At 49.8% G+C, this 24,909-nt stretch carries 23 protein-coding genes and 3 pseudogenes; 16 read left to right on the forward strand and 10 right to left on the reverse strand.

The window, feature by feature from the left end; genetic code table 11:
• Window positions 1-53: 53 nt before the first annotated feature.
• Together QMG90_RS02595 and QMG90_RS02600 are read left to right on the forward strand one after the other, a co-directional pair.
• Window positions 54-1,886 (forward strand): type I restriction-modification system subunit M, encoded by a 1,833-nt coding sequence (locus tag QMG90_RS02595; RefSeq protein WP_283282588.1) that lies wholly within the window; start codon window positions 54-56, stop codon window positions 1,884-1,886.
• A gap of 68 nt (window positions 1,887-1,954) precedes the next feature.
• Window positions 1,955-3,073: pseudogene (locus QMG90_RS02600) on the forward strand (IS3-like element ISSen4 family transposase).
• Window positions 3,074-4,322: 1,249 nt separating this feature from the next.
• Here the strand turns inward: QMG90_RS02600 and QMG90_RS02605 are convergent.
• A protein-coding gene (locus QMG90_RS02605) for an IS3 family transposase (protein WP_430381670.1) occupies window positions 4,323-5,437 on the reverse strand; the annotation gives its coding sequence in 2 pieces (ribosomal slippage) (window positions 4,323-5,176 and window positions 5,176-5,437; 1,116 coding nt in all).
• Between the two features lie 372 nt (window positions 5,438-5,809).
• Here QMG90_RS02605 and QMG90_RS02610 point away from each other — a divergent pair.
• The 3 genes from QMG90_RS02610 to QMG90_RS02620 are packed head-to-tail and all read left to right on the forward strand — an operon-like array spanning window position 5,810 to window position 8,333.
• On the forward strand, window positions 5,810-6,493 hold the full coding sequence (locus QMG90_RS02610; protein ID WP_283282590.1) for a WYL domain-containing protein: 684 nt from the start codon (window positions 5,810-5,812) through the stop codon (window positions 6,491-6,493).
• Between the two features lie 38 nt (window positions 6,494-6,531).
• Window positions 6,532-7,536 (forward strand): GTPase family protein, encoded by a 1,005-nt coding sequence (locus QMG90_RS02615; RefSeq protein ID WP_283282591.1) that lies wholly within the window; start codon window positions 6,532-6,534, stop codon window positions 7,534-7,536.
• Window positions 7,537-7,547: 11 nt separating this feature from the next.
• Window positions 7,548-8,333, forward strand: a complete 786-nt coding sequence (locus QMG90_RS02620) for a hypothetical protein (RefSeq protein ID WP_283282592.1) — start codon at window positions 7,548-7,550, stop codon at window positions 8,331-8,333.
• A 217-nt stretch (window positions 8,334-8,550) separates the two neighbouring features.
• Here QMG90_RS02620 and QMG90_RS02625 read toward each other — a convergent pair whose 3' ends face one another.
• Entirely contained in the window at window positions 8,551-8,769 is a 219-nt protein-coding gene (locus QMG90_RS02625) for a helix-turn-helix transcriptional regulator (protein WP_283283868.1), read from the reverse strand.
• A gap of 91 nt (window positions 8,770-8,860) precedes the next feature.
• Window positions 8,861-9,466: an inovirus Gp2 family protein gene (locus QMG90_RS02630; RefSeq protein WP_283282593.1), complete on the reverse strand. Its 606-nt coding sequence runs from the start codon at window positions 9,464-9,466 to the stop codon at window positions 8,861-8,863.
• A 571-nt stretch (window positions 9,467-10,037) separates the two neighbouring features.
• Here QMG90_RS02630 and QMG90_RS02635 point away from each other — a divergent pair.
• From QMG90_RS02635 to QMG90_RS02670, 8 genes and pseudogenes are all read left to right on the forward strand, one after another.
• Window positions 10,038-10,994 carry a hypothetical protein gene (locus tag QMG90_RS02635; RefSeq protein WP_283282594.1) on the forward strand — a complete coding sequence of 319 codons (957 nt, stop codon included), beginning with the start codon at window positions 10,038-10,040 and terminating at the stop codon, window positions 10,992-10,994.
• Window positions 10,995-11,143: 149 nt separating this feature from the next.
• The gene (locus QMG90_RS02640) at window positions 11,144-11,965 is read left to right on the forward strand and encodes a DUF932 domain-containing protein (RefSeq protein WP_283282595.1); all 822 of its coding nucleotides are present in this window, start codon (window positions 11,144-11,146) and stop codon (window positions 11,963-11,965) included.
• 70 nt (window positions 11,966-12,035) lie between these two features.
• Entirely contained in the window at window positions 12,036-12,506 is a 471-nt protein-coding gene (gene radC / locus QMG90_RS02645; protein ID WP_283282596.1) for a RadC family protein, read from the forward strand.
• 12 nt (window positions 12,507-12,518) lie between these two features.
• The gene (locus QMG90_RS02650) at window positions 12,519-12,842 is read left to right on the forward strand and encodes a type IV toxin-antitoxin system YeeU family antitoxin (protein ID WP_283282597.1); all 324 of its coding nucleotides are present in this window, start codon (window positions 12,519-12,521) and stop codon (window positions 12,840-12,842) included.
• Between the two features lie 36 nt (window positions 12,843-12,878).
• Window positions 12,879-13,199 carry a TA system toxin CbtA family protein gene (locus QMG90_RS02655; RefSeq protein WP_283282598.1) on the forward strand — a complete coding sequence of 107 codons (321 nt, stop codon included), beginning with the start codon at window positions 12,879-12,881 and terminating at the stop codon, window positions 13,197-13,199.
• 113 nt (window positions 13,200-13,312) lie between these two features.
• Window positions 13,313-13,618, forward strand: a pseudogene (locus QMG90_RS02660) (DUF4942 domain-containing protein); the annotation flags it as partial.
• Window positions 13,619-13,680: 62 nt separating this feature from the next.
• Window positions 13,681-14,827: pseudogene (locus QMG90_RS02665) on the forward strand (IS3 family transposase).
• 74 nt (window positions 14,828-14,901) lie between these two features.
• Window positions 14,902-15,300: a DUF1062 domain-containing protein gene (locus QMG90_RS02670; protein ID WP_283283869.1), complete on the forward strand. Its 399-nt coding sequence runs from the start codon at window positions 14,902-14,904 to the stop codon at window positions 15,298-15,300.
• Between the two features lie 292 nt (window positions 15,301-15,592).
• On the opposite strand, the gene QMG90_RS02675 is transcribed toward QMG90_RS02670, so the two are convergent.
• On the reverse strand, window positions 15,593-15,958 hold the full coding sequence (locus QMG90_RS02675; protein ID WP_283282599.1) for a FaeA/PapI family transcriptional regulator: 366 nt from the start codon (window positions 15,956-15,958) through the stop codon (window positions 15,593-15,595).
• Between the two features lie 170 nt (window positions 15,959-16,128).
• Here QMG90_RS02675 and QMG90_RS02680 point away from each other — a divergent pair, with 170 nt between their 5' ends.
• The 3 genes from QMG90_RS02680 (at window position 16,129) to QMG90_RS02690 (ending at window position 18,553) form a co-directional block, all read left to right on the forward strand.
• The gene (locus tag QMG90_RS02680) at window positions 16,129-16,866 is read left to right on the forward strand and encodes a winged helix-turn-helix domain-containing protein (protein WP_283282600.1); all 738 of its coding nucleotides are present in this window, start codon (window positions 16,129-16,131) and stop codon (window positions 16,864-16,866) included.
• Window positions 16,859-17,326 carry a FidL-like protein gene (locus tag QMG90_RS02685; RefSeq protein ID WP_283282601.1) on the forward strand — a complete coding sequence of 156 codons (468 nt, stop codon included), beginning with the start codon at window positions 16,859-16,861 and terminating at the stop codon, window positions 17,324-17,326. Before QMG90_RS02680 ends, QMG90_RS02685 begins: the two co-directional genes overlap by 8 nt.
• Before the next feature lie 105 nt (window positions 17,327-17,431).
• Window positions 17,432-18,553, forward strand: a complete 1,122-nt coding sequence (locus QMG90_RS02690; RefSeq protein ID WP_283282602.1) for an HD-GYP domain-containing protein — start codon at window positions 17,432-17,434, stop codon at window positions 18,551-18,553.
• Here the strand turns inward: QMG90_RS02690 and QMG90_RS02695 are convergent.
• The 6 genes from QMG90_RS02695 to QMG90_RS02720 are packed head-to-tail and all read right to left on the reverse strand — an operon-like array spanning window position 18,550 to window position 24,906.
• A complete protein-coding gene (locus tag QMG90_RS02695; RefSeq protein ID WP_283282603.1) occupies window positions 18,550-19,287 on the reverse strand; it encodes an SDR family NAD(P)-dependent oxidoreductase in 738 nt (245 codons plus the stop codon). The genes QMG90_RS02690 and QMG90_RS02695 overlap by 4 nt on opposite strands.
• A gap of 1 nt (window position 19,288) precedes the next feature.
• A complete protein-coding gene (locus tag QMG90_RS02700) occupies window positions 19,289-19,540 on the reverse strand; it encodes an acyl carrier protein (protein WP_283282604.1) in 252 nt (83 codons plus the stop codon).
• Window positions 19,541-19,555: 15 nt separating this feature from the next.
• Window positions 19,556-20,341 (reverse strand): MaoC family dehydratase, encoded by a 786-nt coding sequence (locus QMG90_RS02705; protein WP_283282605.1) that lies wholly within the window; start codon window positions 20,339-20,341, stop codon window positions 19,556-19,558.
• Window positions 20,338-21,585, reverse strand: a complete 1,248-nt coding sequence (locus tag QMG90_RS02710; RefSeq protein ID WP_430381683.1) for a beta-ketoacyl-[acyl-carrier-protein] synthase family protein — start codon at window positions 21,583-21,585, stop codon at window positions 20,338-20,340. Before QMG90_RS02710 ends, QMG90_RS02705 begins: the two co-directional genes overlap by 4 nt.
• On the reverse strand, window positions 21,578-22,975 hold the full coding sequence (locus tag QMG90_RS02715) for an efflux transporter outer membrane subunit (protein WP_283282607.1): 1,398 nt from the start codon (window positions 22,973-22,975) through the stop codon (window positions 21,578-21,580). Before QMG90_RS02715 ends, QMG90_RS02710 begins: the two co-directional genes overlap by 8 nt.
• Window positions 22,972-24,906 carry an ABC transporter permease gene (locus QMG90_RS02720; RefSeq protein WP_283282608.1) on the reverse strand — a complete coding sequence of 645 codons (1,935 nt, stop codon included), beginning with the start codon at window positions 24,904-24,906 and terminating at the stop codon, window positions 22,972-22,974. Before QMG90_RS02720 ends, QMG90_RS02715 begins: the two co-directional genes overlap by 4 nt.
• Window positions 24,907-24,909: the final 3 nt, after the last annotated feature.

Genomic DNA, 24,909 nt, shown 5'->3' on the forward strand with positions numbered 1-24,909 from the left:
GTGTAAATTGCTATGGATTAATTTTTATGGCTCCGAGCTCTTCTGAGGGTTTCATGAACAGTTCTACTTTTACTCAAACAGCTGTCTCTATCTGGTTGGTCGCTGACCTCCTGCGTGGAAATTTTAGGCACGCCCAATATGGACGCGTTATCCTGCCTTTTACATTGTTACGCCGCCTTGAGTGCATGCTAGCACCGACAAAAGATGATGTGGTTGCGGAAGCAGAAAAATTGAAAGTCGTCATATTATCGGAAGAAGAGCGAGAAAGGCATCTGTTACGTGCTACCAATGGGTTGCCGTACTTCAATACATCGCAGATGGATCTCAGCAAGATGGGACCTGATGACATTAAGGCAAACCTCGAGAACTATGTTCAATCTTTCTCAGGGGATTTGCGTGAAATCTTTGAGCATTTCAGGTTTAGCGAGTTTATTGGCCTTCTAGATGATGTAGATCTTCTGTATAAAATCGTTAAGAAATTCGCTAACACTGACTTGAGCCCGAAAGTTATTTCTAACCACCAAATGGGGCTGGTGTTTGAAGAACTGATTCGGCGTTTTGCGGAGAGCTCTAACGAGACTGCTGGGGAGCACTTTACCCCACGTGATATTGTACGTTTAACCACTTCACTGGTATTGATCGAAGATGATGATGTGTTGTCAAAAGACGGCATCTTCCGCACAATTTATGACCCTACGGCCGGTACCGGCGGTTTCCTCTCTAGCGGTTTAGAATACATACATGAGCTAAACCCAAATGCCTTTATACGTGTTTTTGGCCAAGAGCTTAACCCAGAGTCTTACGCCATTTGTAAAGCCAATATGTTGATAAAAGGTCAGGATGTTAGCGGCATCAAGCTTGGCAACACGCTTTCTAACGATCAGCTTTCTTTTGATAAGTTTGACTACATGCTGTCCAACCCGCCTTTTGGTTTGGATTGGAAAAAAATTGAAGTCGAGATTAACGACGAGCAGCGGCAAAAAGGCTTTAAAGGGCGGTTTGGCCCCGGCTTACCACGCGTGTCGGACGGCTCTCTACTGTTTTTAATGCATTTGATCAGCAAAATGCACGATAGCGGTCAAGTCAAGGGACCTATGAGCAATCGCGGACGTATCGGGATTATCCTAAATGGTTCGCCATTGTCTACCGGTGGTGCAGGAAGCGGAGAGAGTGAAATTCGCCGTTATATTCTGGAAGCCGACTTGCTGGAAGGAATTATCGCACTGCCGACAGACATGTTCTATAACACAGGCATAGCGACTTACGTCTGGATTCTGTCAAATGGGAAAACACTAGAGCGCAAAGGCAAAGTCCAACTGATTGACGCTACTAACCTGTGTGGCAAGATGCGTAAGTCTTTAGGTTCTAAGCGTAACCTTATGGATGAGGACGATATTAAACTAATCACTCGTATCTTTGCTGAGTTTGATGTTGTGGATACGACCTCACTTGAACGCTATGGTCTTGAGAAAGTGACCGAGCAAAAATCCAATCGTGGGGGACACTCTGCCACTGCTAAAACTGAAGTGCCGAAGACCCTTGCCAGCAAAATTTGTAACAATACAGATTTTGGCTACCGCCGTTTGACCATAGAACGTCCATTGCGTTTGTCTGCACAAGTGTCCGATGAAGCAATTGACACTTTACGCTTTGCACCCAAACCGTTTAATGCGCCGATGGAAAGTTTGTATAAAGAGTTCGCTGCACGGTGGCAAAACAATAACTACGGTGACTTTATAGATATCGAAGTTGAAGCCCGTGCTATGCTCAGAGCTGAATTTGCTGGGTTGAAAGAGGGGCAAATTATAAACCTACTGGATAGCAGACTATGGTTGGCTCAACTTGCTTTGATGGAAAAGGCAGAGAAAATCCAGACGGAGTTATGACCTGCTCCCCGTTGATTAGTACACCCCGATGTTAGTAATGTCTTCATAAGCCACATGAGGACATCCCCATGAAGAAGCGTTTTTCCGACGAACAGATCATCAGTATTCTCCGCGAAGCCGAAGCTGGGGTACCCGCCCGTGAACTCTGCCGCAAGCATGCCATTTCCGATGCCACGTTTTACACCTGGCGTAAGAAGTATGGCGGTATGGAGGTGCCTGAAGTTAAGCGCCTGAAGTCGCTTGAGGAAGAGAACGCCAGACTCAAGAAGCTGCTTGCCGAAGCCATGCTGGATAAAGAGGCGCTTCAGGTGGCTCTTGGGCGAAAGTACTGACGACAGACCAGAAGCGGGAAGCCGTGATGTTGATGTGTGATGCGACCGGTCTGTCGCAACGTCGTGCCTGCAGGCTTACAGGTTTATCCCTGTCGACCTGCCGCTATGAGGCTCACCGTCCGGCTGCTGATGCGCATTTATCAGGGCGCATCACTGAGCTGGCACTGGAGCGCAGGCGTTTTGGCTACCGTCGTATTTGGCAGTTGCTGCGCCGTGAAGGGCTTCATGTTAATCATAAGCGCGTGTACCGGCTTTATCACCTCAGTGGCCTGGGCGTAAAACGCAGAAGACGTCGTAAAGGGCTGGCAACAGAACGTCTGCCGCTGCTCCGTCGCGGCGCCCAATCTGACCTGGTCGATGGATTTCGTCATGGACGCACTTTCCACCGGTCGCAGGATCAAGTGTCTTACCTGCGTCGATGATTTCACAAAGGAATGCCTGACGGTCACTGTTGCCTTTGGGATTTCAGGCGTTCAGGTCACGCGTATTCTGGACAGCATTGCACTGTTTCGAGGCTATCCGGCGACGATAAGAACTGACCAGGGGCCGGAGTTCACTTGCCGTGCACTGGATCAATGGGCCTTTGAGCATGGTGTTGAGTTGCGCTTAATCCAGCCGGGCAAGCCAACGCAGAACGGATTTATTGAGAGCTTTAACGGACGATTTCGCGATGAATGTTTGAATGAGCACTGGTTCAGCGATATCGTTCATGCCAGGAAAATTATTAATGACTGGCGGCAGGATTATAACGAATGCCGCCCGCACTCCACGCTGAATTATCAGACACCGTCTGAATTTGCAGCGGGCTGGAGAAAGGGTCATTCTGAGAATGAAGATTCCGGCGTTACTAACTGAGTGTTGTATCTAATCGTGGGGGCAGGTCAGTTACATTATAAAGCTGGCGGTAAGGAACTGGTTAGTAACAACTTTAATGAGTTTCAGCTGATTCTAAGGGATGCGATAAAAAATGCAGGCGTTAAGCTGAATACCAAAGAGAAAAAACAGTTTATCGACGCTATCACCATGAAAAACCCTTCAGCAGAACCGGTGGTGAAAAAAATTCTGGAAGGTACTGCCAAGCCATTGTATGGAGTATTTTCATATCGTGGCAACTTGGTGGAATTTGAGCAGGATGGCGATCTGCGAGAAAGCGAAAATGTACCATTGAACCCTTTCATTGCTATTGATGACTTGGTAGAACATTACTTCGAAACCGAAATTTTACCACATGCTGCAGATGCATGGATTAATGCTAACAAGCGAGATAATAAAGATTTTGATGTTGGAGTAGTTGGTTATGAGATTAACTTTCATTCCTTTTTCCAAAAGAATCATTCTAGAGATAAATTACTTCAAGGGCAGCAGATTCGTTTTAAAGATATTATTAGGTTAAGTGATGATGGGCTTTATGTTCTTGAACCATATACAGGTAAAATAGCTGAGTTTTCCGGCTTAAACGAAAAGAGGAAAATGCTCAATCTATCTCGCTTTGATTTTCAAAACGAAACACTTCTTCCTGAGTTTTACAATATATTTTTACAGCAAGAAGAAGGCGTGGATTGGCTTGATAGTAATTTCAAAGCTATTAATGGGTTCTCAAGGAATGTATCTATGTCTACATGGTTAAACACTAGATTCTCTCTTCCTTCAATAGAAAGTCAGTCCAAATTGATAGAGTTTTGGAATAATTGTGAAGCCGTATTAACACGAGTATCTTTACTTAAAAATTCCATATTTTCTGATTTTCAATCAGCTCAAGAGCAGTTACAACCATATTTGAGAGTTGCAAGTAGATATGAACAAGAATTTTCATTAATGTTACCAACTCCTTTAGCAATTCTCTGGGAGTTGGCTGAATCCAAGTTTAATGAAAGAGATCGATGCGACGCTTTTGTTAAATTTTTTGAATATCTGGGGGTGTACTTATTATCGGTTGCTTTTGGTCAAAATAAACCGCCAAAAGAAATGTTTTATAATAGAAAGAAAGAATTATTAAGTCTCACCATGGCTTTTGGATATAACAGACTTAGTGATTATAAAGGCTTATTAGATCCTAATGATAATATAGCTAGGTTTATATGTCGTGACTGTAAGCACACCCGTTTTAGTTCCACGCACTTTTTGAGATTTCCGGTTTTTCAGCCATCAGCCGGTACTCTTCCGGCGTCAGGTTATTCAGGGATTCATGAGGTCGCTCACTGTTATATTCCGTCAGCCAGCGCTCTGTTATTTCCCGTGCTTCATTCAGTGTCCTGAACAGGTAAAAATCCAGTATTTCTGTCCGGTAGGTCCGGTTAAAACGTTCGATAAACGCATTCTGTGTTGGTTTGCCTGGTTTAATAAATTCCAGTGCCACACCATGCTCTTCTGCCCATTGCGCCAGCGTCAGCGAAATGAGTTCCGGGCCGTTGTCCATCCGCAGTTTCAGCGGATAACCCCGGTTTGCCACGATCCTGTCCAGCACCCGGACCACCCGTTGTGCCGGGATATTCAGATCGATTTCTATTGCGAGGGCCTCGCGGTTAAAGTCATCAACCACATTGAAGGTCCGGAACCGTCTGCCGCAGACCAAAGCATCATGCATAAAGTCTATCGACCAGCTCTGGTTAAGTGCTTCCGGCGTTGCCAGTGGTGACGGGTTACGTACCGGCAAACGCTGCTTTCCTTTACGGCGAAAATTCAGTTTCAGCAGGCAGTAAATCCGGTGGACTCTTTTATGGTTCCAGGGATTGCCTTGTCTGCGAAGTATCTGAAAAAGTTTATTAAATCCATACCGTGGATAGCGCTCAGCCGCTACAGTCAGCGCCACAATCACTGGCTCATCACGCCGTGTATCCTCCGGCTGGTAACGAAATACCGTCCTGCTCAGCGATAACATCCTGCATGCCCGGCGTATGCTCATCGCAAACTGGGCAGTCAGATAGTTGACGAGCTCACGTTTTATCGCTGATTTTAAAGCTTTTTTTCGATGACGTCTTTTAACGCACGATTTTCCAGACTCAGGTCAGCAAACATTTGTTTCAGCCGGCGGTTTTCGTCCTCAAGATCCTTCATCTTTTTGATATCAGAGGCTTCCATACCGCCATACTTCGCTTTCCAGTTGTAATAGCTGGCCTCAGAAATACCGGCTTCACGGCAGACATCCTTGACGGTACGTCCGGCTTCGACGGACTTCAGAACGGCAATGATCTGGTGTTCGGTGAATCGGGCTTTACGCATGGCGATCTCCTCCGGGAACATAATCAGTATGTCGGAAGATCTCTAAAAGTGAATGGGCCGGTTTACGGGGATGGTTACAACTGCACGGATGTCTATTGGTTTATAACTATTTTCAGAACTAAATCATTTTCGTGAGCAGCAGATATTCTCTTTCTGACAATGCGGAATGCGACAGGTTGTGTCTTTTTTTTATGATGCCTTCGCCTTGGAATCAACTAACTAACTTATATTTCATAGCATTAGATCACTGCAGTCACCCCCACCATTTTTTCAATCCACCTCCCTTTGGTACGACATAACGTGTCGAACCAGTACGTCATAATCTCCCATATCAATATTTGGTTATTTTGGGAGTTCAGGACTGTTCTCACCATGAAAACACAACATGATCATTATGACCGCCTGTCCGTCAGGTTATCGGTCATTATCAGCCGATTGTTGGCTGGTCAATCCCTGGAGCTGAAAGCGCTGGCAAATGAGTTTGGTGTTTCAGAGCGCACTCTACAGCGGGATTTTCAACAGCGTCTAATCCATCTGGATCTTGAACATTCCAGTGGCAGCTATCGACTTATCCGACGAACTGGTCGAGAGCATTTACCTAATACCTTTACGTTTATCCTCAATTCTGGGATTTCGGGGATCATTCCGGCCCAGAACCGCAGATTAATCCGGCTCATTACCAGCAGCTCTGGGTGCTCACCATGTCTTATCGGACATGGAGGATTGCCATCGCCAATCACCCAAACCACATGCTTTCTGGAGCTGGCCGAAGCGATCCGTGACTACCGAGCCGTCACGCTATTAGTCAATGGTAAGAGCTACGAAGGAGTGGCTCCTCGCCGCCTGATTTTCCAGTCAAGAAACTGGTTTCTTGTGGCTACTCGAGCGAGAAAGCTACAGGTGTTTCGGATGGAAGACGTTAACGCTGTGACTGTTCTTGATACCTCTTTTCGTAGAAAGCCTGAACTTGATGCGCTCACCGCCAGTGAGGAGTTTATTTCGGCTCTTCCACACTTTCGTTTCATCAGTGACGTTATTCAGGCCTTCAGAGAGTAACTGGCAACGTTCATTTAAACATAAGCAAGGAGACCTTTATGGATGACCCGGTAAAGGGCGAAGGCCGGATGATTACTGATGCTAATGGCATCACCAGAAGAGAAGGGGGGATTTCAGGGGGATGGGACAATATGTTTAATGATAGCAATGCGATAAAAGCCGACAGCCCGCCGCTCATACCTGACATCAGGAATATTCTTGATGTTTTCCCTCAGTCGCTGCGGGAAAACCTGGTTAACAAAATCAGTGAAGCTATCGACTATGAACCCGTTATTGGTGTTATGGGAAAGACCGGCGCAGGTAAATCAAGCGTGTGTAATGCGCTATTCCAGGGCGAAGTGTGTGCAGTCAGTGACGTTGAAGCCTGTACGCGTAAGTCCCAGGAACTGCGCATACGGTTTGGTAAACGTTCGCTGAAGATAATTGATATCCCTGGCGTCGGTGAGAATGCCCGGCGGGATAAAGAGTATGAAGATTTATACCGTACTTTGCTTCCCTCTCTGGATCTCATCCTCTGGGTGATAAAAGGCGACGATCGGGCCTTTTCTGCGGATGAGCATTTCTACAATAATGTCCTGCTCCCTGCAGGTGGGGTGGAGCGCGTTTTGTTCGTCCTCAACCAGGTGGATAAAATCGAGCCCTTCCGTGAGTGGGATACACACCTGCATCAGCCGTCCCCGGCACAACGCATCAACATCGAAAAGAAAGAAGCCTACATTACTGAACGATTTGGCTTTACGCACTATCCGGTAATCCCTATCTCCGCCGATGAGGGCTACAACATCCTTCGTCTGGTGGAAACGATGATCCGTGCTTTGCCTGATCGAGCTAAAAGCAGCACAGCCTCGCAGTTTAAGGAAGAGTACAAAACCGATGACGTAAAGACGGAGGCGAAAGGCGGCTTTGCCAGCGTGCTCTCCGGAATACTTGACGACGTTATTGATTCTGTTCCGTTACCAGGTCCCGTCAAAGAGCTAGCCCGTAAGGGGAAAGATAAGGTTATTGAGTGGGCGGGTAACGCCTGGGACCATTTTTTTGGATAAGGAAACATTTCATGAAACCACTAATTGTTCCTGCATTGTTAATATCGTTATTTGCTGCCCAGTCTGCTCTTGCAGACGGAGGGTACGACTTGCAATGCATGCTTGAAAACGGCGAGCAAATGACGCTCAGTCATGCCAGTCATACTGTTTATATCAGTTTTGTAAAGCCCGGTGGTGATTCCGAAGAGGGAGGTTCAGTTATTAAACTGGACATTCCTTCCGGTGAGGCGAAGCAAACTGTCATCGCTAAATCAGAGGCGGGAACCGCTTCTTTCACGCTGCGCGGAGAAAGTGCCGATATCGAAGGCGCTGTTGCTGTCAATTATTCGGAATATGATGGTACAGGCGATGCTTATTACACGGCCATGAATTCACTCGGGCAGGAAACCAGCACCGTATCCTGCAAACCGGGTACGATTAACGTTTCCAGGAGTCTCCTCCAGAACGGTATTAATGGCGTGGGTAGCCAGCAGGCGAATAAACCTGCACCTTCTCAACAACAGCAGGCACAGCAACCTACGACACCTCCTTTTAAAGTACAGTTCGGCAGCGCAGTCAGCAATGAAGGCTGGAATACCAGATATGGCGTTATTCAGCTCACTATCACTGATGACAACGTGTTACTGAAATCCATTCGGGTTAACCGGGGGAACTGTAAAATGGAGAGCGTCGGTAACAGAACCCTCCCAGCCAAATATCAATTCGGTGATGTGGCCACGTTCAAATATATGAAATGTGACCGTATTATCGAAGCCAGTATTGTGACCGATTCCGGTAGCTGGACCTTCAATAATTAAATTTAACTATGGTGAGTCCGGGGAGTAAGTGTCAGTCAATTATCCGACACTTCCCCCTTTAATTATGTTTAACCCCGCTGGGGTGTCATTCATTTCATCCCTACAGCGCCCCTTAACAAATAACGCGCAGCAACAGCCCTGCCAGACGTTTACTGATATAACGCTTGTGTCGGGTTACTGTTTACGGATAAGGCGTGTGGAAGTGGCCCCAAGGGCATTATTTACGGGATTCTTCTATGCGCTCCATCAGCCAGCGCCTGACATCACTTTCCCGCCAGCGGGAACTGCGGCCAAACTTGATGGGTCTCGGGAACAGACCGTCCTTAATCAGCTTGTAGAACCACTTATCGGTTAGGCCCGTAAATTTGGTGATAAATACCATGTCCACTAGCTTATCGTTCATCAGCTCGGTCTCGGGAGTCGGAAGATTGTTCATGACGATTGTCCTTCTGTCTTTGAGTAGGTAAAAGACAGGAGCAGAACTAACCTGTTGATTTAAGGTCATGTTGCGTGCTCCGTCATTACAATCACTTCTCCGGTAATAAATTACTTTTCGCTTTGGCCTTAAGCTGACTACAGCCAAAATTACGCTCACCGTCATCATTTTCTTTGGAGCGTTTTTTGGCGAGATAGCAGATCCTCTTCAGGTAACCCTCATAATCAGAGCTGTGGGTTCCCTCTCTGCGGTTCAGCTCAAATACACCCGCCAGATGATAACTGACCTTTTCCTTAGCTTTACCCTTCAGTTTCAGCGCGTGGGACCACGCCTTAGCTGCCATCGTTAGCAATAATCCTCTTCCGTTACCCTTAACCCCGAGTTTCAGCATCATGCAACTGAACACCTCACGGTTAACCAGCAGCACCAGGTGATAATGCTTATTGCCATTAAGCTCGCCGAACTCTCTGGCCCATGCGTAATACACCGGGCAAGGGTATATGCGTTTACCTTCTCTGCTGCGTCTCTTCAGATAAGCGGCTATTTGTGCTTTAAGAGAGGCAATAAAACGGGTTATCACCGCAGATTCATATCCCTTATGTTGATTATGCTGCGGCAGGCTTAAATCTAGCCCGAAGGCTAGAACACGGGCATGTTCATTCATCACGAAGGCTGTCAGCGCTTCAAGACGCTGCATATGGTAAGCATTCTTCTCGCTGTTACATTCTTTAAGTATCATTTCAGGGCTCTCATGTTGTGGATAACATACCCATGAGAGCCTTGGTAATTTTTAACGCAGGTACAGGACGATCAAAGAAAACACTGCCTCACTCTACAACTGGCTTGAGCCTCTGCTGATAGCTTTACTCTCTCTTAACGGTTCTATACCCACTTCCCTGTTGTGATCCCTATTCCTGCTACATACTGTAGAGAACAACAATAAGCATAATATTAGTGTCCGGCAGTAAATAATCACTGAAATCGCCACCTGCTACCTCGTACACCCCTGCTGTATTGGGTTTTCTGGCTGTTATTACTCCCGCCATTCGGACTAAAACCACTCTTAAGTTATCCCGGTACGCTGATTATGGGGCTATTTCTTGCCTGGGTTTACGGATGAACATTTTACTGTCGCTCATACCCACCATACCGGGTATTGCCGAAAACAGTTGTTTTTGTATGGAACACTCTCTTGATTTAAGTCTGTTTTTAAAAAGGTGCAGCACTGTTAAAATCTAAAAAGTGCTGCACCTTATAAGGAGTGTGTGATGGTAAGTAAAAAAAGGATAACGGTTAATCTTTCCTATCCTGAACTTCATCAGATGATAGTGAATCTGGCGAAGAGGACGGGTAGTAGTAGTTCAGCTGTTATTCAGGATATGATTCTGGATGCCTTGAAGTACAGGATGGAAAACGATGCACTGTTACCTTCAGGTAAACTGGTGGCGAATAAAAATCTGGTGCCGGAAAAGGTTTTCAATGCAGGTTTTGAAATCAATAATTTGACTATTGATGGAAGAGTTAGGGGGGCAACCGATCCATTTCATCACTTGTTCCAAAGAGGAGAGTTTATCGAGACGCTGCCTTACATTACTTTTTCTGGCATACCAAACCCGGTGAAAGCAATCAATAGTAGAGACATACTAGAACGAGTAATTTCATACCTGCAGGCACGACTTCATGTTCTTGATAATACTGGTTTCAAACCAGAGTTGTTTTTATTTTTTATAGGGAAGGTAACTGTAAGATATAAACAGTACACCGCTCACGGCCTCGAAGTAAAAATTGGTTATTCATGTAAGGTGATTCCTGTGCGCAGTAACAGATCAAATGGCGATGAAGCGCTTTTGTTCGATCTGAACAACATTAAGTACAGAACATTTCATGACATGGCCAAAAATGGATGGAACAGAAAAAAACATTCACACCAGTTGTATATTAATGGTCTGGAAGGCATGCGTGGGGGCGGTTTTTTTGTCGGGGTTTTGTATGAGCCGCAATCACCAGATGAACTGGCTACCCCATTAGAGGGAGAATTTATTAGCAGCACAGGTCTCAGATATCGATTTTTTAGTCACCCATCAACGGTTAAAATCATAAAGGATCATTTTCCGAAATCAGTCACTATTGACCCGAATGGAACCACCTACACAGTAAAAGAAAAAACTATACAAGATTTGGACACGCTCAACCGGGCTATCAGGAAGCAGAATGCTGGCTGGTAATATTTAAATTACAGTCGTTTTTATCTCTGTACTATCCGTGTGATCTCACCCGAATTTAACACAATCTTTTTTCACCGTTCACTTTCAGAAAAGACCATGCCTCACTCTGAGGCATGGTCTTTTTTTCATATCTCAATAAGGAAATAATAATGACACGTTTAGCCAGCCGCTTCGGCGCAGTCAATCTCGTTCGACGCGACCGCCCGCTAACCCGCGATGAACTGGCGCATTATGTGCCGAGTGTATTCAGCGAAGAAAAGCATGAATCCCGCAGCGATCGGTACACATACATTCCGACCATTACCCTGCTTGATAACCTGCAACGTGAAGGCTTTCAGCCATTCTTTGCGTGCCAGACTAGAGTCCGAGACCAGAGCAAACGCGAACATACTAAGCACATGTTACGTCTGCGTCGCGAAGGCCAGATCACTGGCAAGCAGGTGCCTGAAATCATACTGCTTAATAGCCACGACGGCTCCAGCTCATACCAGATGCTACCGGGATTATTCAGATCGGTTTGCCAGAATGGACTAATTTGCGGTGAGAGTTTTGGTGAGGTGCGGGTGCCGCATAAAGGCAATGTTGTGGAAAAAGTCATTGAAGGGGCTTACGAAGTGCTGGGGATATTTGACCGAGTAGAAGAGAAGCGCGATGCCATGCAGTCGCTTTTGTTACCACCACCAGCACAGCAGGCGATGGCGAAAGCGGCATTAACCTATCGTTTTGGTGAAGAGCATCAGCCGGTGACGGAATCGCAGATCCTATCCCCGCGCCGCTGGCAGGATGAAAGTAACGACCTGTGGACCACTTATCAGCGCATTCAGGAAAACCTGATTAAAGGCGGTCTGACTGGGCGAACGACTAAAGGCAAATGTGCCCATACCCGTGCTGTAAAAGGTATCGACGGTGATGTGAAGCTTAACCGCGCTCTGTGGGTAATGGCCGAGAATATGCTGCAGCTTGCCTCCTGAACCTTTTTATTCTCCCTTACCTCAGGCCTCATCAATAAACCGGCGAGCCTTTTTGTTTCAAGGAGCAATTATGTCTGTATTCAATTTATCCACGGTATTTCCTGCAAACGAGCAACGCATCATTCGTCGGGCGTTACGACTATTGGAAAAATATCAGCGTCAACCGAGTGAGTCATTTACCTCCACCAGCTTCACCAAAACCTGGATGCAACTGCAGATGGCTCACCTAGAGCGCGAGGTCTTCATCGTGATGTATCTCGATAACCAGCACTGCCTTTTGGAGCGAGAAACACTGTTTATTGGCACGCTGAGCCATACCGAAGTACATCCGCGCGAAGTGGTGAAGTCAGCTCTGAAGCACAACGCTGCTGCGGTAATTCTGGCCCATAACCATCCGTCAGGTACGACAGAAATCAGCCAGCAGGACAAACACATCACTCAGCGGATAGTGAAAGCGTTAGCTCTGGTAGAAGTGCGAGTGCTGGATCATTTGGTTGTTGGGAATGAAGTGGTTTCTTTTGCTGAGCAAGGTTTGCTTTAAACGGAGGTTTTCATGCCATTCATACCACCCCATGAATGGAGGCTACAAAGCGATATCACCCCACGATTTGGCGCTAGATTAGTGCAGGAAGGTAACCGTCTGTATTACCTGGCTGACAGGGCTGGATTGACGGGGGAATTTACCTTGAAGCAACTGCAGAAACTGGATCAGGCTTTCCCGCTGTTTATCCGTCAATTGGAAGCAATGCTGCGTTCCGGTGAGCTAAATCCACAGCAGCAACGTCAGGTGACCATTCAACTTGCGAGTTTAACCTGCATAGCTGATACCCGTGGTAGCTGCGGTTACGTTTACATTTCTATTTATCCAACCCCGTAACACCTTCTCTCTTCTTCTTTTCTCAGGATTCTACTCATGCACATTTCAACTGTACCGGCCACGGTGCCGGTTTCGTCACGCTTGTCGCCCATACAGGTCTGGCAGCAACTGCTAACATATCTGCTGGACCACCATTACGGCCTGACACTTGACGATACGCCTTTCCACGACGATGCGGCCATTCTGGAACATATCGAGGCGGGAATCACGCTCGCCGATGCGGTTAATTTCCTAGTGGAACGTTATGAACTGGTACGCATTGATCGCAAAGGATTCACCTGGCAGGAGCAGACACCGTTCCTGACCGCCACCGATATTCTCAGAGCAAGGCGAGCTACCGGATTAATAAATACCTGAATTCTTCGAGCCTCATTCCTGATTTTTACCTCTGAACTTCCCACCTTTTTTATTCATCGCATAATGCGCCTGCCACTCCCGGCAGGCGTGTTTGCTTTTATGGACGATTAACGATGCAAACAGAACCCGACGTGTTGACGGAACACAATGAGCTCATTCTTTCGACCAGTATCGAACGAGTAGTCTCTGGCCGCGATTCCGCACTTAAACAGATTGAACAACTCATTGAGCAGCTTGATGCCATTTCACGACTAACCTCAGAAATTGGCGGTGGCACAGTGCAAGACTGGGCGATGAAGTCAGGACACCGCTACGATAGCTGGCTGACTGAAAAAGTTGATAAAGCGCTGCCTGCCATCACCCGCAATATAGATCGCAGCATCTGGCGTGATTTGATGCTGAAGTCCGGCATGATGGCTGAATCGCCACGGGTTTAACAGACACCTCAGAGTCATTTAAGATGGCTTAAAGAGAGGTGCCCATGAGCGGTAAGCGTTATCCCGAAGAGTTTAAAACTGAAGCAGTCAAACAGGTTGTTGATCGCGGTTATTCTGTTGCCAGCGTTGCAACACGTCTCGATATCACCACCCACAGCCTTTATGCCTGGATAAAGAAGTACGGTCCGGATTCTTCCACTAATAAAGAACAGTCAGATGCTCAGGCCGAGATCCGCCGTCTCCAGAAAGAGCTGAAACGGGTTACCGACGAACGGGACATATTAAAAAAAGCCGCGGCGTACTTCGCAAAGCTGTCCGACTGAGGTACGCCTTTATCCGTGACAACTCCTGTTGCTGGCCTGTTCGCCTGCTCTGTCGGGTGCTGGATGTTCATCCCAGTGGTTTTTACGCCTGGCTCAGCAGCCGCATTCACAACGCCATCAGGCAGACCTGAGACTGACAGGACAGATTAAACAGTTCTGGCTGGAGTCGGGATGCGTCTATGGTTATCGCAAAATCCATCTGGATCTGCGTGACAGCGGGCAACAGTGCGGAGTAAACAGAGTCTGGAGACTGATGAAACGTGTCGGAATAAAGGCTCAGGTCGGATACCGAAGCCCGCGGGCACGTAAAGGCGAGGCCAGTATCGTGTCACCCAACAGGCTCCAGCGACAGTTCAATCCGGATGCTCCTGATGAGCGTTGGGTAACGGACATAACCTACATCAGGACCCACGAAGGCTGGCTGTATCTTGCCGTTGTTGTTGATCTGTTCTCACGCAAAATTATCGGCTGGTCCATGCAATCCCGGATGACAAAGGACATTGTCCTGAACGCACTGCTGATGGCTGTATGGCGGCGTAATCCCGAAAAACAGGTGCTGGTACATTCGGATCAGGGCAGTCAGTACACAAGCCATGAGTGGCAGTCGTTCCTGAAATCACACGGCCTGGAGGGTAGCATGAGCCGTCGCGGTAACTGCCATGATAATGCGGTTGCAGAAAGTTTTTTCCAGTTGTTGAAACGTGAACGGATAAAGAAAAAGATCTACGGAACGCGGGAAGAAGCCCGCAGTGATATTTTTGATTACATCGAAATGTTTTATAACAGTAAGCGTCGGCATGGTTCTAGCGAACAGATGTCACCGACAGAATATGAAAACCAGTATTATCAACGGCTCGGAAGTGTCTAGATTATCCGTGGCGATTCAGTATTTATAAATGTACGCACTGCGATTACACCTGGAATATCAGCCTGTTCTCGCGCCTGCCGGTGAGCCGCATTAACCCTGTGCTCTACCGCAGGATCATGGCGAATGATGAAGCCACGCTGGAGTATTTTTCGCATGATGACCAGATCCTGAAGCGCAATAATGCCGTGCTGTCAGGGTCGCCAGCATTTCACGTTCACGAGCAGTGGTCTGCCGGTCATCTCTGCAATAAACGGTTGAAGGTATGCATCAGGTTGCGCTGCGCGTTTCAGGTCAGCCTGTTGTCGGTTATCAAAAAACAACTTTTTCTCAGTGCCAGTGAAATAAAAAGGCGGGTTATCACGGGTGAAATTGCCGGTGTAACACTGAAGGAACTTAAATCGACAAAGCGGCAGACGGCCAGTGTCGTGATTTGGGTTTCTGCTGGCGTCTTTTATTCCGGCAGAAAAATTTAGAAAAAAATGAAAAACGATGCCGCCAGTAAGGGGCATCGTTACCATTTCAGATCAGATCGTACAATGTGTAATCGGCAAGTGAATGGCGGGACGAGGGATAAATATCACATTTCACTTTTTATTAACAATAATGTTTAAATAACGCTTTATGGGTAGATCAGAGAAAAAAGAGTTGATTGAAAGTGTAAAGTCATTTTACCGCTTAAATATTCTATTAAGAATTTTCTATACTCTTTGCGAGATCTTAATTTCTCATTTCAGGCATTTTAAGTTTATGTGGTTGATTTATTTCTCATTGTTGCAACCGATAATGCTCCTTGTTAGAATGTTCGTTAATATCTGTGGTCTCTCTTGATAAAAACCATTGATGGTGCTTTTGCATCTTATCCCGGATGACCTGGCCATATTTTTCCAGCGGTAGTAACAAATGCCTGACTTTATAAATTGAAATGCCACACTGGTCAGCCAGCTCTCTTGTAGACAGACCTTCAGTACTATGCTTATTTAGCAGATCGAGAATAAATACTTGTTCCGGAACCCTGACCGTAGCGAAGCCACTTATTCCCGTTTCCGCCGTCAACAGCTGCAGATTGTCGAGAGGAGCGTTGTAGTCCTGATGTAACGCACCTGAGTTGTAAGAACACAGCGAGAGTTTCATTTTGCAGACTCCACGGTTTTAAAGGAGTTTACAGTATGCCGCTCCGCCTGATTGGCTAGCAACGTTAGCTGAAGATTGACGGACAAATAGAGTTTTTATCTGCTTTTTATCTTGTTTTTTGCTAAAAACTCTATCTGTCGGCAGGAAACGCGGTTTGGTAAGGAGGTGACATGAGGTTTGATATAGAAGGATTTATTACTTTTGACACCGAGGATACCTCACTCGTTAACGTGTTGACCGGGGACTGCATTGAATTATCCCAGACGTCAACGCGTCTGCTGGCGGAATTGCTTAATCATCAGGGCGATCTCCTGTCAAGAAACGAAATTTTTCAGTCTGTGTTTGATAAATATGGCGCACGTGCGTCAAACAGCAACCTGAATCAATATATTTCGACGCTGCGCAGAAACCTGTGCGACCTGGGTGTCGAAAAAGAAATCATCGTTACGGTGCCGCGTATCGGGTTTAAAATATCCGAAGACGCGATTATCAATAACGATCGTGAGTACAAAACGCCTTGCCTTGATGAAAAAATACCTGAGGTTTCTCCGGCATATCAAAAGTGGCGATACCGGCCGTTGTTCACTAAAATTCTCATTGTGGCGGCCGGTATTATGATGATGTTCGTTATTAACTATCAAATCGGCAGGGTTGATAACGAAACGCACGAAATCGTTCAGGGTAAATGCCAGTTCTTTTTAACTCCGGCGCTTTCAATGAAAGAGGTTGCGGACAGCTTTGCTTTAGCATCGCAACCATTAGACTGTTCTTCTGTTAAAGAAGTTTATGTTTATCGACAACAGATAAAAAGCAGTTTAGGGAATTATATCCAGTTGTTGATTGTCGAATGTAAGAAGAGTAAAAGCAACTGCGTCAGTTTTTACATCAGAGAACAGGGCAATGTTTAAACGAATCATAACGGTTATCGTTTCCATAGTCATCATGCTGATCGTTTCAACCGCGCTTTATGCCAGAAATTCCAGTTTTTCATGTATATCGCAATTTTCTATTGTGCGGAACATCAATACAGTTAATACTCGTGCAGAAGGTTTCGCTTTTTTTGATCTCAGCGATGATCATTTGCTTATCAATATTGATGGTTTACTCACCCAAAACAATAAAAAGTATATTATCTCGCGAACGGTTAGTGTGAAATATAAAAGTTATAATATTAACGCGAATTTATATAAAATATTGCATGTCAGGATGACCCGTGATGACTCTGATAATGTGAATGATAAGATTGCTAACGGCTTATTATTCAGCGAGGGAGGAGAGGGAAAGCTCATTTTTATTAAAAAGATAAATGATGACATGATCTTATTTGGTAACCACACATTTCCGCAGTATGGTTGCAAGCGACGTTAATCCGTGTGGTTTTGCTTAAGTGGAGTATAAAATAAGTTAAATTTCTTAATTATGATGAAAATAAACCTCATAGAATCGTTGGCTTGCATCTCTAAAATAATAGATATGATCAACCCCAGACTTAACTTACATCATGTCAGAACGGCGTTCATCGCCTGGCATTTAGCCAGAGAGTCCCATTTTTCGCTGGCGCAGTGCCGCAAAACATTACTGGCGGCGCTTCTCCATGATATTGGCGGTCTGGATGAGGAATCACGGCTGCAGCCACTCAGCTATTATGATAATGAACTTAACGATCACGCGGTGATTGGTGGTGAACTGCTGGCCAGTGTTCCCTTACTGAATCCATTGCAGCATATCGTGCGTTATCACCATATCCGCTGGCAGGAGGGTAAAGGCGAATATGTGAATGGCAAAAAAGCACCGAAAGAGAGTCATATTATTTACCTTGCGGATCGCATTGATGTGCTGGTGGCGCGTTATCGTGCGGAAGATCTGTTAGCAGAAAGAGAAGCCATCATTAACGTTATTCTTGAAGGTGAACATTTACTTTACAAACCTGAATATATCAGCGCGTTCAGAAAAATATCCGCTTGTGAGCATTTCTGGTTAATGATGACATCGACTGATTTCGATGATTACATCAAAGAAATACCCCGCATTCACAATGATGCTATTTCATTACATAATTTTCGCGATATCGCCGGGATGCTGGCGTTCGTTATTGATGGCTTCAGCCAGCACGGCGTGCAGCATTCACTGGTGATCGGCAGAATAGCCGGTTATCTGGCAAGAGCGATGGGGATTGCGCCTGTTCAGTGCCTGAAAATCGAAATCGCCGGGCTCCTGCATAATCTGACCTCGCTGGCACTGTGCTCCGCGCCAGCCCACACCGGTGATGAAAACGTGGTCTGGGAAGTGCTGTCTCCCATTGAAGCCATCAGCGATATTGCCCGCTGGTGCAGACGGCAAAAAGAAGGGGAGGCCGCAACCGAAAACCTCCCGGAAGTGAATATCCTGAAAGCGAGTATTTATCTGGCGTCGCTGCTGCCGGAAGTCACCTTGTTAACGGAATTCAATGCGCGCGTCGGGGAATCGGCGAGGATCGCGCCAGAACTGACGGAACTGGTCCGCCAGCACAGCGCGACGTTACTACAAATTTTTAATGAATCTGTTCGTGAGCGGCTCGCGCTGGTACAACATATAAATCAGCAGAGCAGGCACTAAACAGATAAACCACCATCAATCACCAGCGTCTGTCCGGTGACATAACCACTTCCTTCCCCGACCAGAAACGCCGTCGCCTGCACCACATCCTGCATACGTCCGAGACGACGCAGCGGAATGTGCTGGCGCATCGCTCTCAGTTTTGCCTCCGGAATGGCCTGCACCATGTCGCCTTCAATCAGCCCCGGCGCCAGGCAGTTGACCCGGATGCCAAAACGCCCGACCTCCAGCGCCAGAGAGTGCGCCAGCCCAATCATCGCCGCCTTGCTGGCCGCATAAGCCGTCTGCCCGCTGTTGCCTTTGAACGCCGATACAGACGACATCAGCACGATGGCGCCGCTCCCCTGCGTCATCATGGCCGGAAGCAGGTGCCGGTTCCAGTTAACAATAGAAATCAGGTTATTACCCAGCACGTCATGCCAGTCTTTTGCGTTCTGATGAATATGCAACGCATCAAGCGTCATTCCCGCGTTATGGACAATGGCGGCTGGTGCGCCGAATTCACGAATAAGCGACGTCGCGACCTGCTCCACCCGCGTTTCATCGTTACCATCGCAGCAAAATCCCTTCACCCAGGTGGCGGTATTCAGACCCCGGGTGAGCGTCAGCGTATGATTGATGCCCGCCTCGCTGCGACCGGTGAACGCGATATTCCACTCCGGCAGCAGGTGAGTCACCAGCGCCTGGCCGATCCCCCGGCTCCCGCCGGTAATCAACATCCATTTTTGCGTCATGTTATTCCGCCATCTGCTTTTCAATCGTCTGGCATAATTCCCGCAGCGTCATATGCGGGTTCTGGATAAACATCTCCGCCGTCAGCGTGACCGCAAACTCCCGCTTCGCCAGCACCATCAACTCAACATAGTCGAGGCTGTCCAGCTCCAGTGCGGGCAGGGTGGTATCGGGCGTTAACGCTTCCGGCTCCAGGTCTTTAGCGTCGCAAATCATGTCGCTGACTTTGGCGTAAATTATCTCGTACTGACTCATGGCATTCTCCTTGTTTTATGGCGCGCCAGTGGGACCCACTTTCAGGGTGATGGCGCTGCTGATGTTGTGGTGCAAAAATCGGGTCTGGCTGGCGAGTCGCACAATCGCCCCGTGTTGAAGGTCGCCGACCACCAGGGCCGGTAATGTCTCAATCTCAAGCGCGCCTGGTCGCGCATCCGCCTGCCAGGGCGCCAGTAAATGGCTGTCGAAGATAACTTCCTGATGGGTTTGTACCACCGGGTAACACGACAGCAGCGAGGCCAGCGTGTCGCAGTGCGGCAGTATGGTGGCGATAACGTCCTGACGTAACAGGCTGTTGTCCTGAATGAGATGGCGAAACAGCAGCGCATCCAGAAAATGCCACTGCTGCGCCGCGGGCAGTAAAGGCGCGAATGCTGCCTGCAGCGCCGCCAGCGTGGCGCTCTTCAGTACCGTGCGGTGCGTTACCGCGGAGGGCGGAAAATGGGTTTGCGGGATGAGCTGACCGGTGAGAAAAACCTGCCCGGCGAGGACGTCGGTGACCACCGCGGCTCCCTTTCTGGCGCTGTCATGCGTCAGGAGATAGGTGGTGTCATGCAATAATGGTCGGCGCAGACGCACTGTGCAGTTCAGGAATGGGGCGCTTCCCACCTCATGGCTCAACGCGCGTTTAACATCCAGTAGCGCCAGCATACCGTGAACGCTCAGTGCCGTTCCGCCCTGCGCTTTCACCCATGCTTCATCAAAATGCACCGGGTTGTAATCCCCGGAAAACGCGGCCCATCGGTGGGCATCTTCCAGGGTGTAGTGCAGCGGTGTCATAGCGACTTCTCCAGAATCAGCGCCGCATTCGCGCCGCCAAAACCAAAACTCAGGTTCAGCGTCCGGTGAAGATCGCAGGCGCGATGTCCGTCGACGATGTAATCGAGATCGCAGAGCGGATCAGCCTGCTGGAAGTTTGCCGTGGCGGGCATAACGCCGTTTTCGATGGCCTGTAAGCAGACGATGCTTTCAAAACAGCCCGCCGCCGAGATCAGGTGCCCCGAGTAAGATTTGGTGCTGGAGACCGGGATCTGATACGCCACGTCGCCGAGGGCCATCTTCAGCGCCTGCGTTTCGTTGATATCATTCAGCGGCGTCGAGGTGCCGTGGGCGTTGATATAGTCGAGTTGCTGCGGCTCCAGCCCCGCCTGTTGCAGCGCATGGGTGATGGTTTGCACCCGGGCGAGGCAATCATCCGCTGGCGAGGTAAAGTCCCAGGCGTCAGAAAAGTTGGCGTAGCCAGTGATTTCACCGAGGATCGTCGCCCCGCGCGCCAGTGCGCCGTCCCGTTCTTCGAGGCACAACACCGCCGCGCCTTCCGAGAGCACAAACCCGCTGCGATGGGCGCTGAAGGGGCAGTTTGCCCGTCGCGGATCGTCCGTTTCCTTGCTTAACGCCCCCAGCACATCAATGTTCCACACCGCGCAGGTGCTGGTGAGCGACTCCCCGGCACCCGCCAGCATCATGCTGGCTCTGCCGCTGCGGATCACCTCAAACGCATCACCAATCGAGATGGTGCCGGTGGCGCAGGCGGCAATTACCGTGTTCTGATAGCCGTTCAGTCCCCAGAACTGGCTGCACGCGGCGGTTGTGACGCTGGGCATAGAGTAGAAACAGTTAAACGGCGAAGTCACCCCGGTCGAGGAAAATTCATCAATGGCACCGTAGTTTTCATCGAGCCCCGCCCAGCCGGTGCCCATGATGACGCCACAGTCGAGGGGGTTATAAAAGGTCTGCGGCGGTGTCTCGCCAAAGGCCATCGCCATCGCCTGCCGTGCAGCGCCGAGCGTCAGACGCGCATAACGCGGAAGCCGACGGCGGATCGCGGCGGGAACACCTTTCAGATCCGGCTCTTTTTCCACAAAACCCAGAAAATGGGTATGGATGTTCTGGGCGGTTTTGTCGACGTAACGATAGCCGAGGCGGTTGTCCATGATTGCCTGCCAGCTCTCTTCTGCCGTGGCGCCAAGCGGGGTGATGGCGCCATAGCCGGTAACGACGACGCGTTTCAGAGCATTATTCATAGTCATGATTCGTTATCCTGTATTGCGTTTCGCCACCCCCTTGCGCCAGCCAGAGTTGCAGGGTGGCGTAGAGGTAGTCGTATTGGGTTTGTGCGAGCGAGTTTTCGAGCATCAGCAGATCATCCTGCGCATCCAGCAGGGTCTGAAAATCCACCGCGCCCGCGCGATAGCGGCTTTCCGTCAGCCGCAGGCGTTGCTGGCTGAGCGCCAGCGATTCATGCAGACGGGCCCGTTGTTCTTCGGCGCTGAGTCGTTTTTCCATCGCGTTATCCACCTCGGCGAGCGCGGCATAGGCCGTGCTGCGAAAGGCTATCGCCGCCTGTTTCACCTGCAGATCCGCCTGCTTCACGGTAAGCGTCATGGTGTTCCACTGAATGAACGGCAGCGCCAGCGACCCGCCAACAGTACGAATGGGGTCGCTGAACCACTGGCTGAAAATCTGGCTGCCGGCGTTAAGCGCGGCATCCAGCGACAGCGACGGGTAAAAGCTCAGGCGCGAGGCGTCATACCCGGCGAGCGCGGCGCGCAGGCGGGATTCCGCCGCCTGAATATCCGGGCGGCGAGCCATCACTTTCAGCGGCGTTTTGGCTATTACCGCCACCCGCTGACTGGCATCCAGTACTGTCGATTCATCCGCGTGCTGCTCCGCCGGACGGTTCAGCAGCAGCGCCAGCGCATTGCGGCTGTTATCCCGCTGTTGCTCCAGCGCGCGCAGCTGGTTCTGACGGCTGAGCAACGACTGCTGCGCCTGTAACACATCCAGTTGCCCGACCTTCCCGGCGCGGTACCAGGAATCCATCAGTTGCACGGTCTGTTCTGAAATGGCGATCCCCGCCCGCTGATTGCGGATTTGCTGGTTGTACAGGGCGATGCTCCAGTAAAGCTGCGCGGTGGTGCCGATGGTCGACAGCACCGTCGCGTCATAATCCTGTGCGCTGGCCACCGCTTCCCATTCGCTTTGTTCCCGGGTACGCGCCAGTTTCCCCCACAGATCGAGCTCGTAGCCGATAGTGATACCCGTGTTGTAGCTCTCCAGCGCCGTGGGGTTGCGGCGCAGGTTTTTGCTGTTGCTCGCCGTGCCTGAGACCGCCACGTCCGGCGTCAGATTGGTACTGGTTAACCCGGCGGCGATCCGCGCCTGCTGGAGCGTAATGGCCGCCGCGGCGAGATCGTTATTGCTTTCCAGCACCTGTTCGATCACCCGTGACAGGCGGGGATCATCAAACCGCTGCCACCAGTTTTGATACGCCTGCGCACTCTCAACACCGGTCGCCGGTTGCCACTGGGTGGGCAGCGACAACAACGGGCGCTGGTAGTCGCTACGGGTGAAATTGCCGCAACTGGTCAGCAGAAGCAGGGCCGGGAGGAGATAAGCGATTTTTGTCTTCATTCGCGGGCCAGTGCCTCAGTCGGGTTGAGGCGGGCTGCTCTGCGCGCCGGGAAATAGCCAAACGTCAGGCCGATCAGCGCGGAAAACCCGCAGGCCATCACCACCGGAAACGCGGTGAAGACCATCGAAAACTCATTGGTGAAGAGTGAAAAGAGATTACCGGCGATCCACGAGCCAATGACGCCGATAAGCCCGCCGAGGGCGCAGATCATCACCGCCTCGATCAGAAACTGATTCATGATGTCCAGCGGACGTGCGCCGACCGACAAACGAATGCCGATCTCATGCGTGCGCTCCGTCACCGACACCAGCATGATATTCATCACCCCGACGCCGCCCACCAGCAGGGAAATCGCCGCAATGGTGGTGATCAGCAACGACATCGAATCCGAGGTTTTTTGCAGGGCGTTAGCCAGTTGATCATCGGTCTGGGTGAAGAAATCCTTTTTGCCGTGCTCGCGCAAAAGGTGGCGTTCGGCACGCTGCGTGGCGTCCTGCGGCGTCAGGGTTTCCTGAAAACGTAAGATGATGGCCTCGAGCGGCTTTTCACCAGTGATGCGGTGCTGGAGCGAGGTATGCGGCACCCACGCCGCCATGTATCCCCCCACCACTTTCGGGCCGGGTTTCGCCGCCACGCCAGTCACCCGCCACGGCGCCCCGGCAATCTGCACAATTTGCCCGAGCGGATCTTCACCGCCCGGAAAGAGCGTATCGCGCCCGGTTTCGTCGAGGATCAGCACCGGCTCGCCTTCGGCGACGTCGCGGGCGGTAAAGCCGTTGCCCTGCACAAAGCGCAGTCCCTGTAAGGAAAAATAATCCTGCGAGACACCGGACAGCATCATTGAAGAGTCGAGTCCTTTGCGTACGGCGAGGGTCATGCTGCTGACCATCGGCGACACGCCCAAAATCCACGGCAGTTTTTGCAGACTGCTGACGTCATCCATCGATAATGCGCGCTCCATGTCCGGGCGCTTGTTCCCCCAGCCGGTACCGGGGCGGATCTCAAGCGTGGTATTGCCGAGTTTGCCGATCTCGCTCATGATCGCCTGCCGCGCGCCTTCGCCCACCGCCATCGACGACACCACGGACGAGATGCCGATGATAATCCCCAGCATCGAAAGAAACGCGCGCATCCGGTGACCGAGCAGAGAACGCCACGCCATGCGAACCGATTCGTGGATGCTGCGCCCCAGCGAGGCGCGGCCGTTATCCTGTTCGGGTAGCGCGGCGGCGCGGTTCACGGTTTCCGTTTGCCGGATGTCAGCCACGATGCGGCCATCGCTAATCTCGACAATGCGTTGTGCCTGCGAGGCGATGTCGCGATCGTGAGTCACGATAATCACCGTGTGACCTGAAGCGTGAAGCTGGTGGAGCACCGTCATCAGCGCTTTGCCGTTGACGCTGTCGAGGGCGCCGGTCGGCTCATCCGCCAGAATCACCTGCGCGCCGTTGATCAGCGCCCGGCAGATGCTCACGCGCTGTTGCTGCCCGCCGGAAAGCTGCGCCGGGCGATGTTGCAACCGGTCTTCCAGACCGAGTTTTTGCGCCAGTTCCTGTGTGCGGGAAACGCGTTGCGCTTCCGGCATGGCGGTATACAGCGCCGGAATGGCGATGTTTTCTTCTGCCGTCAGGTAAGGCATCAGGTGGTAGCGCTGGAAAATAAAGCCCAGATAGCGGCTACGCAGTTCGGCGAGACGCAGGCTGCTGGCGTTGTGCACCGCCGTGCCGTTAATGATGACTTCCCCGGCGGTGGGTTTGTCGAGGCAGCCAATGATATTCATCAGCGTTGATTTTCCCGAGCCGGACGCACCAACAATCGCCACCATTTCCCCGGCGGCAATCGACAGCGAAATGTCGGTCAGCACCGGGATTTTTTGCGTTCCGGCGCTAAATTCACGGTAGACGTGGCGCAGGGTGATAATCGGTTCCATGGT

Origin of the sequence: Trabulsiella odontotermitis, from assembly GCF_030053895.1 — a bacterium.
GTDB classification, from domain to species: Bacteria; Pseudomonadota; Gammaproteobacteria; order Enterobacterales; family Enterobacteriaceae; genus Trabulsiella; species Trabulsiella odontotermitis_C.

What these genes read in the sequence shown, in the direction of transcription:
- QMG90_RS02695 (WP_283282603.1), bottom strand. Translation starts at nt 19,287, where the DNA reads ATGACGCAAAAATGGATGTTGATTACCGGCGGGAGCCGGGGGATCGGC.
- radC (WP_283282596.1), top strand. Translation starts at nt 12,036, where the DNA reads ATGTCTGTATTCAATTTATCCACGGTATTTCCTGCAAACGAGCAACGC.
- QMG90_RS02655 (WP_283282598.1), top strand. Translation starts at nt 12,879, where the DNA reads ATGCACATTTCAACTGTACCGGCCACGGTGCCGGTTTCGTCACGCTTG.
- QMG90_RS02700 (WP_283282604.1), bottom strand. Translation starts at nt 19,540, where the DNA reads ATGAGTCAGTACGAGATAATTTACGCCAAAGTCAGCGACATGATTTGC.
- QMG90_RS02720 (WP_283282608.1), bottom strand. Translation starts at nt 24,906, where the DNA reads ATGGAACCGATTATCACCCTGCGCCACGTCTACCGTGAATTTAGCGCC.
- QMG90_RS02715 (WP_283282607.1), bottom strand. Translation starts at nt 22,975, where the DNA reads ATGAAGACAAAAATCGCTTATCTCCTCCCGGCCCTGCTTCTGCTGACC.
- QMG90_RS02610 (WP_283282590.1), top strand. Translation starts at nt 5,810, where the DNA reads ATGAAAACACAACATGATCATTATGACCGCCTGTCCGTCAGGTTATCG.
- QMG90_RS02680 (WP_283282600.1), top strand. Translation starts at nt 16,129, where the DNA reads ATGAGGTTTGATATAGAAGGATTTATTACTTTTGACACCGAGGATACC.
- QMG90_RS02685 (WP_283282601.1), top strand. Translation starts at nt 16,859, where the DNA reads ATGTTTAAACGAATCATAACGGTTATCGTTTCCATAGTCATCATGCTG.
- QMG90_RS02640 (WP_283282595.1), top strand. Translation starts at nt 11,144, where the DNA reads ATGACACGTTTAGCCAGCCGCTTCGGCGCAGTCAATCTCGTTCGACGC.
- QMG90_RS02635 (WP_283282594.1), top strand. Translation starts at nt 10,038, where the DNA reads ATGGTAAGTAAAAAAAGGATAACGGTTAATCTTTCCTATCCTGAACTT.
- QMG90_RS02710 (WP_430381683.1), bottom strand. Translation starts at nt 21,585, where the DNA reads ATGAATAATGCTCTGAAACGCGTCGTCGTTACCGGCTATGGCGCCATC.
- QMG90_RS02625 (WP_283283868.1), bottom strand. Translation starts at nt 8,769, where the DNA reads ATGAACAATCTTCCGACTCCCGAGACCGAGCTGATGAACGATAAGCTA.
- QMG90_RS02595 (WP_283282588.1), top strand. Translation starts at nt 54, where the DNA reads ATGAACAGTTCTACTTTTACTCAAACAGCTGTCTCTATCTGGTTGGTC.
- QMG90_RS02615 (WP_283282591.1), top strand. Translation starts at nt 6,532, where the DNA reads ATGGATGACCCGGTAAAGGGCGAAGGCCGGATGATTACTGATGCTAAT.
- QMG90_RS02620 (WP_283282592.1), top strand. Translation starts at nt 7,548, where the DNA reads ATGAAACCACTAATTGTTCCTGCATTGTTAATATCGTTATTTGCTGCC.
- QMG90_RS02690 (WP_283282602.1), top strand. Translation starts at nt 17,432, where the DNA reads ATGATCAACCCCAGACTTAACTTACATCATGTCAGAACGGCGTTCATC.
- QMG90_RS02705 (WP_283282605.1), bottom strand. Translation starts at nt 20,341, where the DNA reads ATGACACCGCTGCACTACACCCTGGAAGATGCCCACCGATGGGCCGCG.
- QMG90_RS02675 (WP_283282599.1), bottom strand. Translation starts at nt 15,958, where the DNA reads ATGAAACTCTCGCTGTGTTCTTACAACTCAGGTGCGTTACATCAGGAC.
- QMG90_RS02650 (WP_283282597.1), top strand. Translation starts at nt 12,519, where the DNA reads ATGCCATTCATACCACCCCATGAATGGAGGCTACAAAGCGATATCACC.
- QMG90_RS02630 (WP_283282593.1), bottom strand. Translation starts at nt 9,466, where the DNA reads ATGCAGCGTCTTGAAGCGCTGACAGCCTTCGTGATGAATGAACATGCC.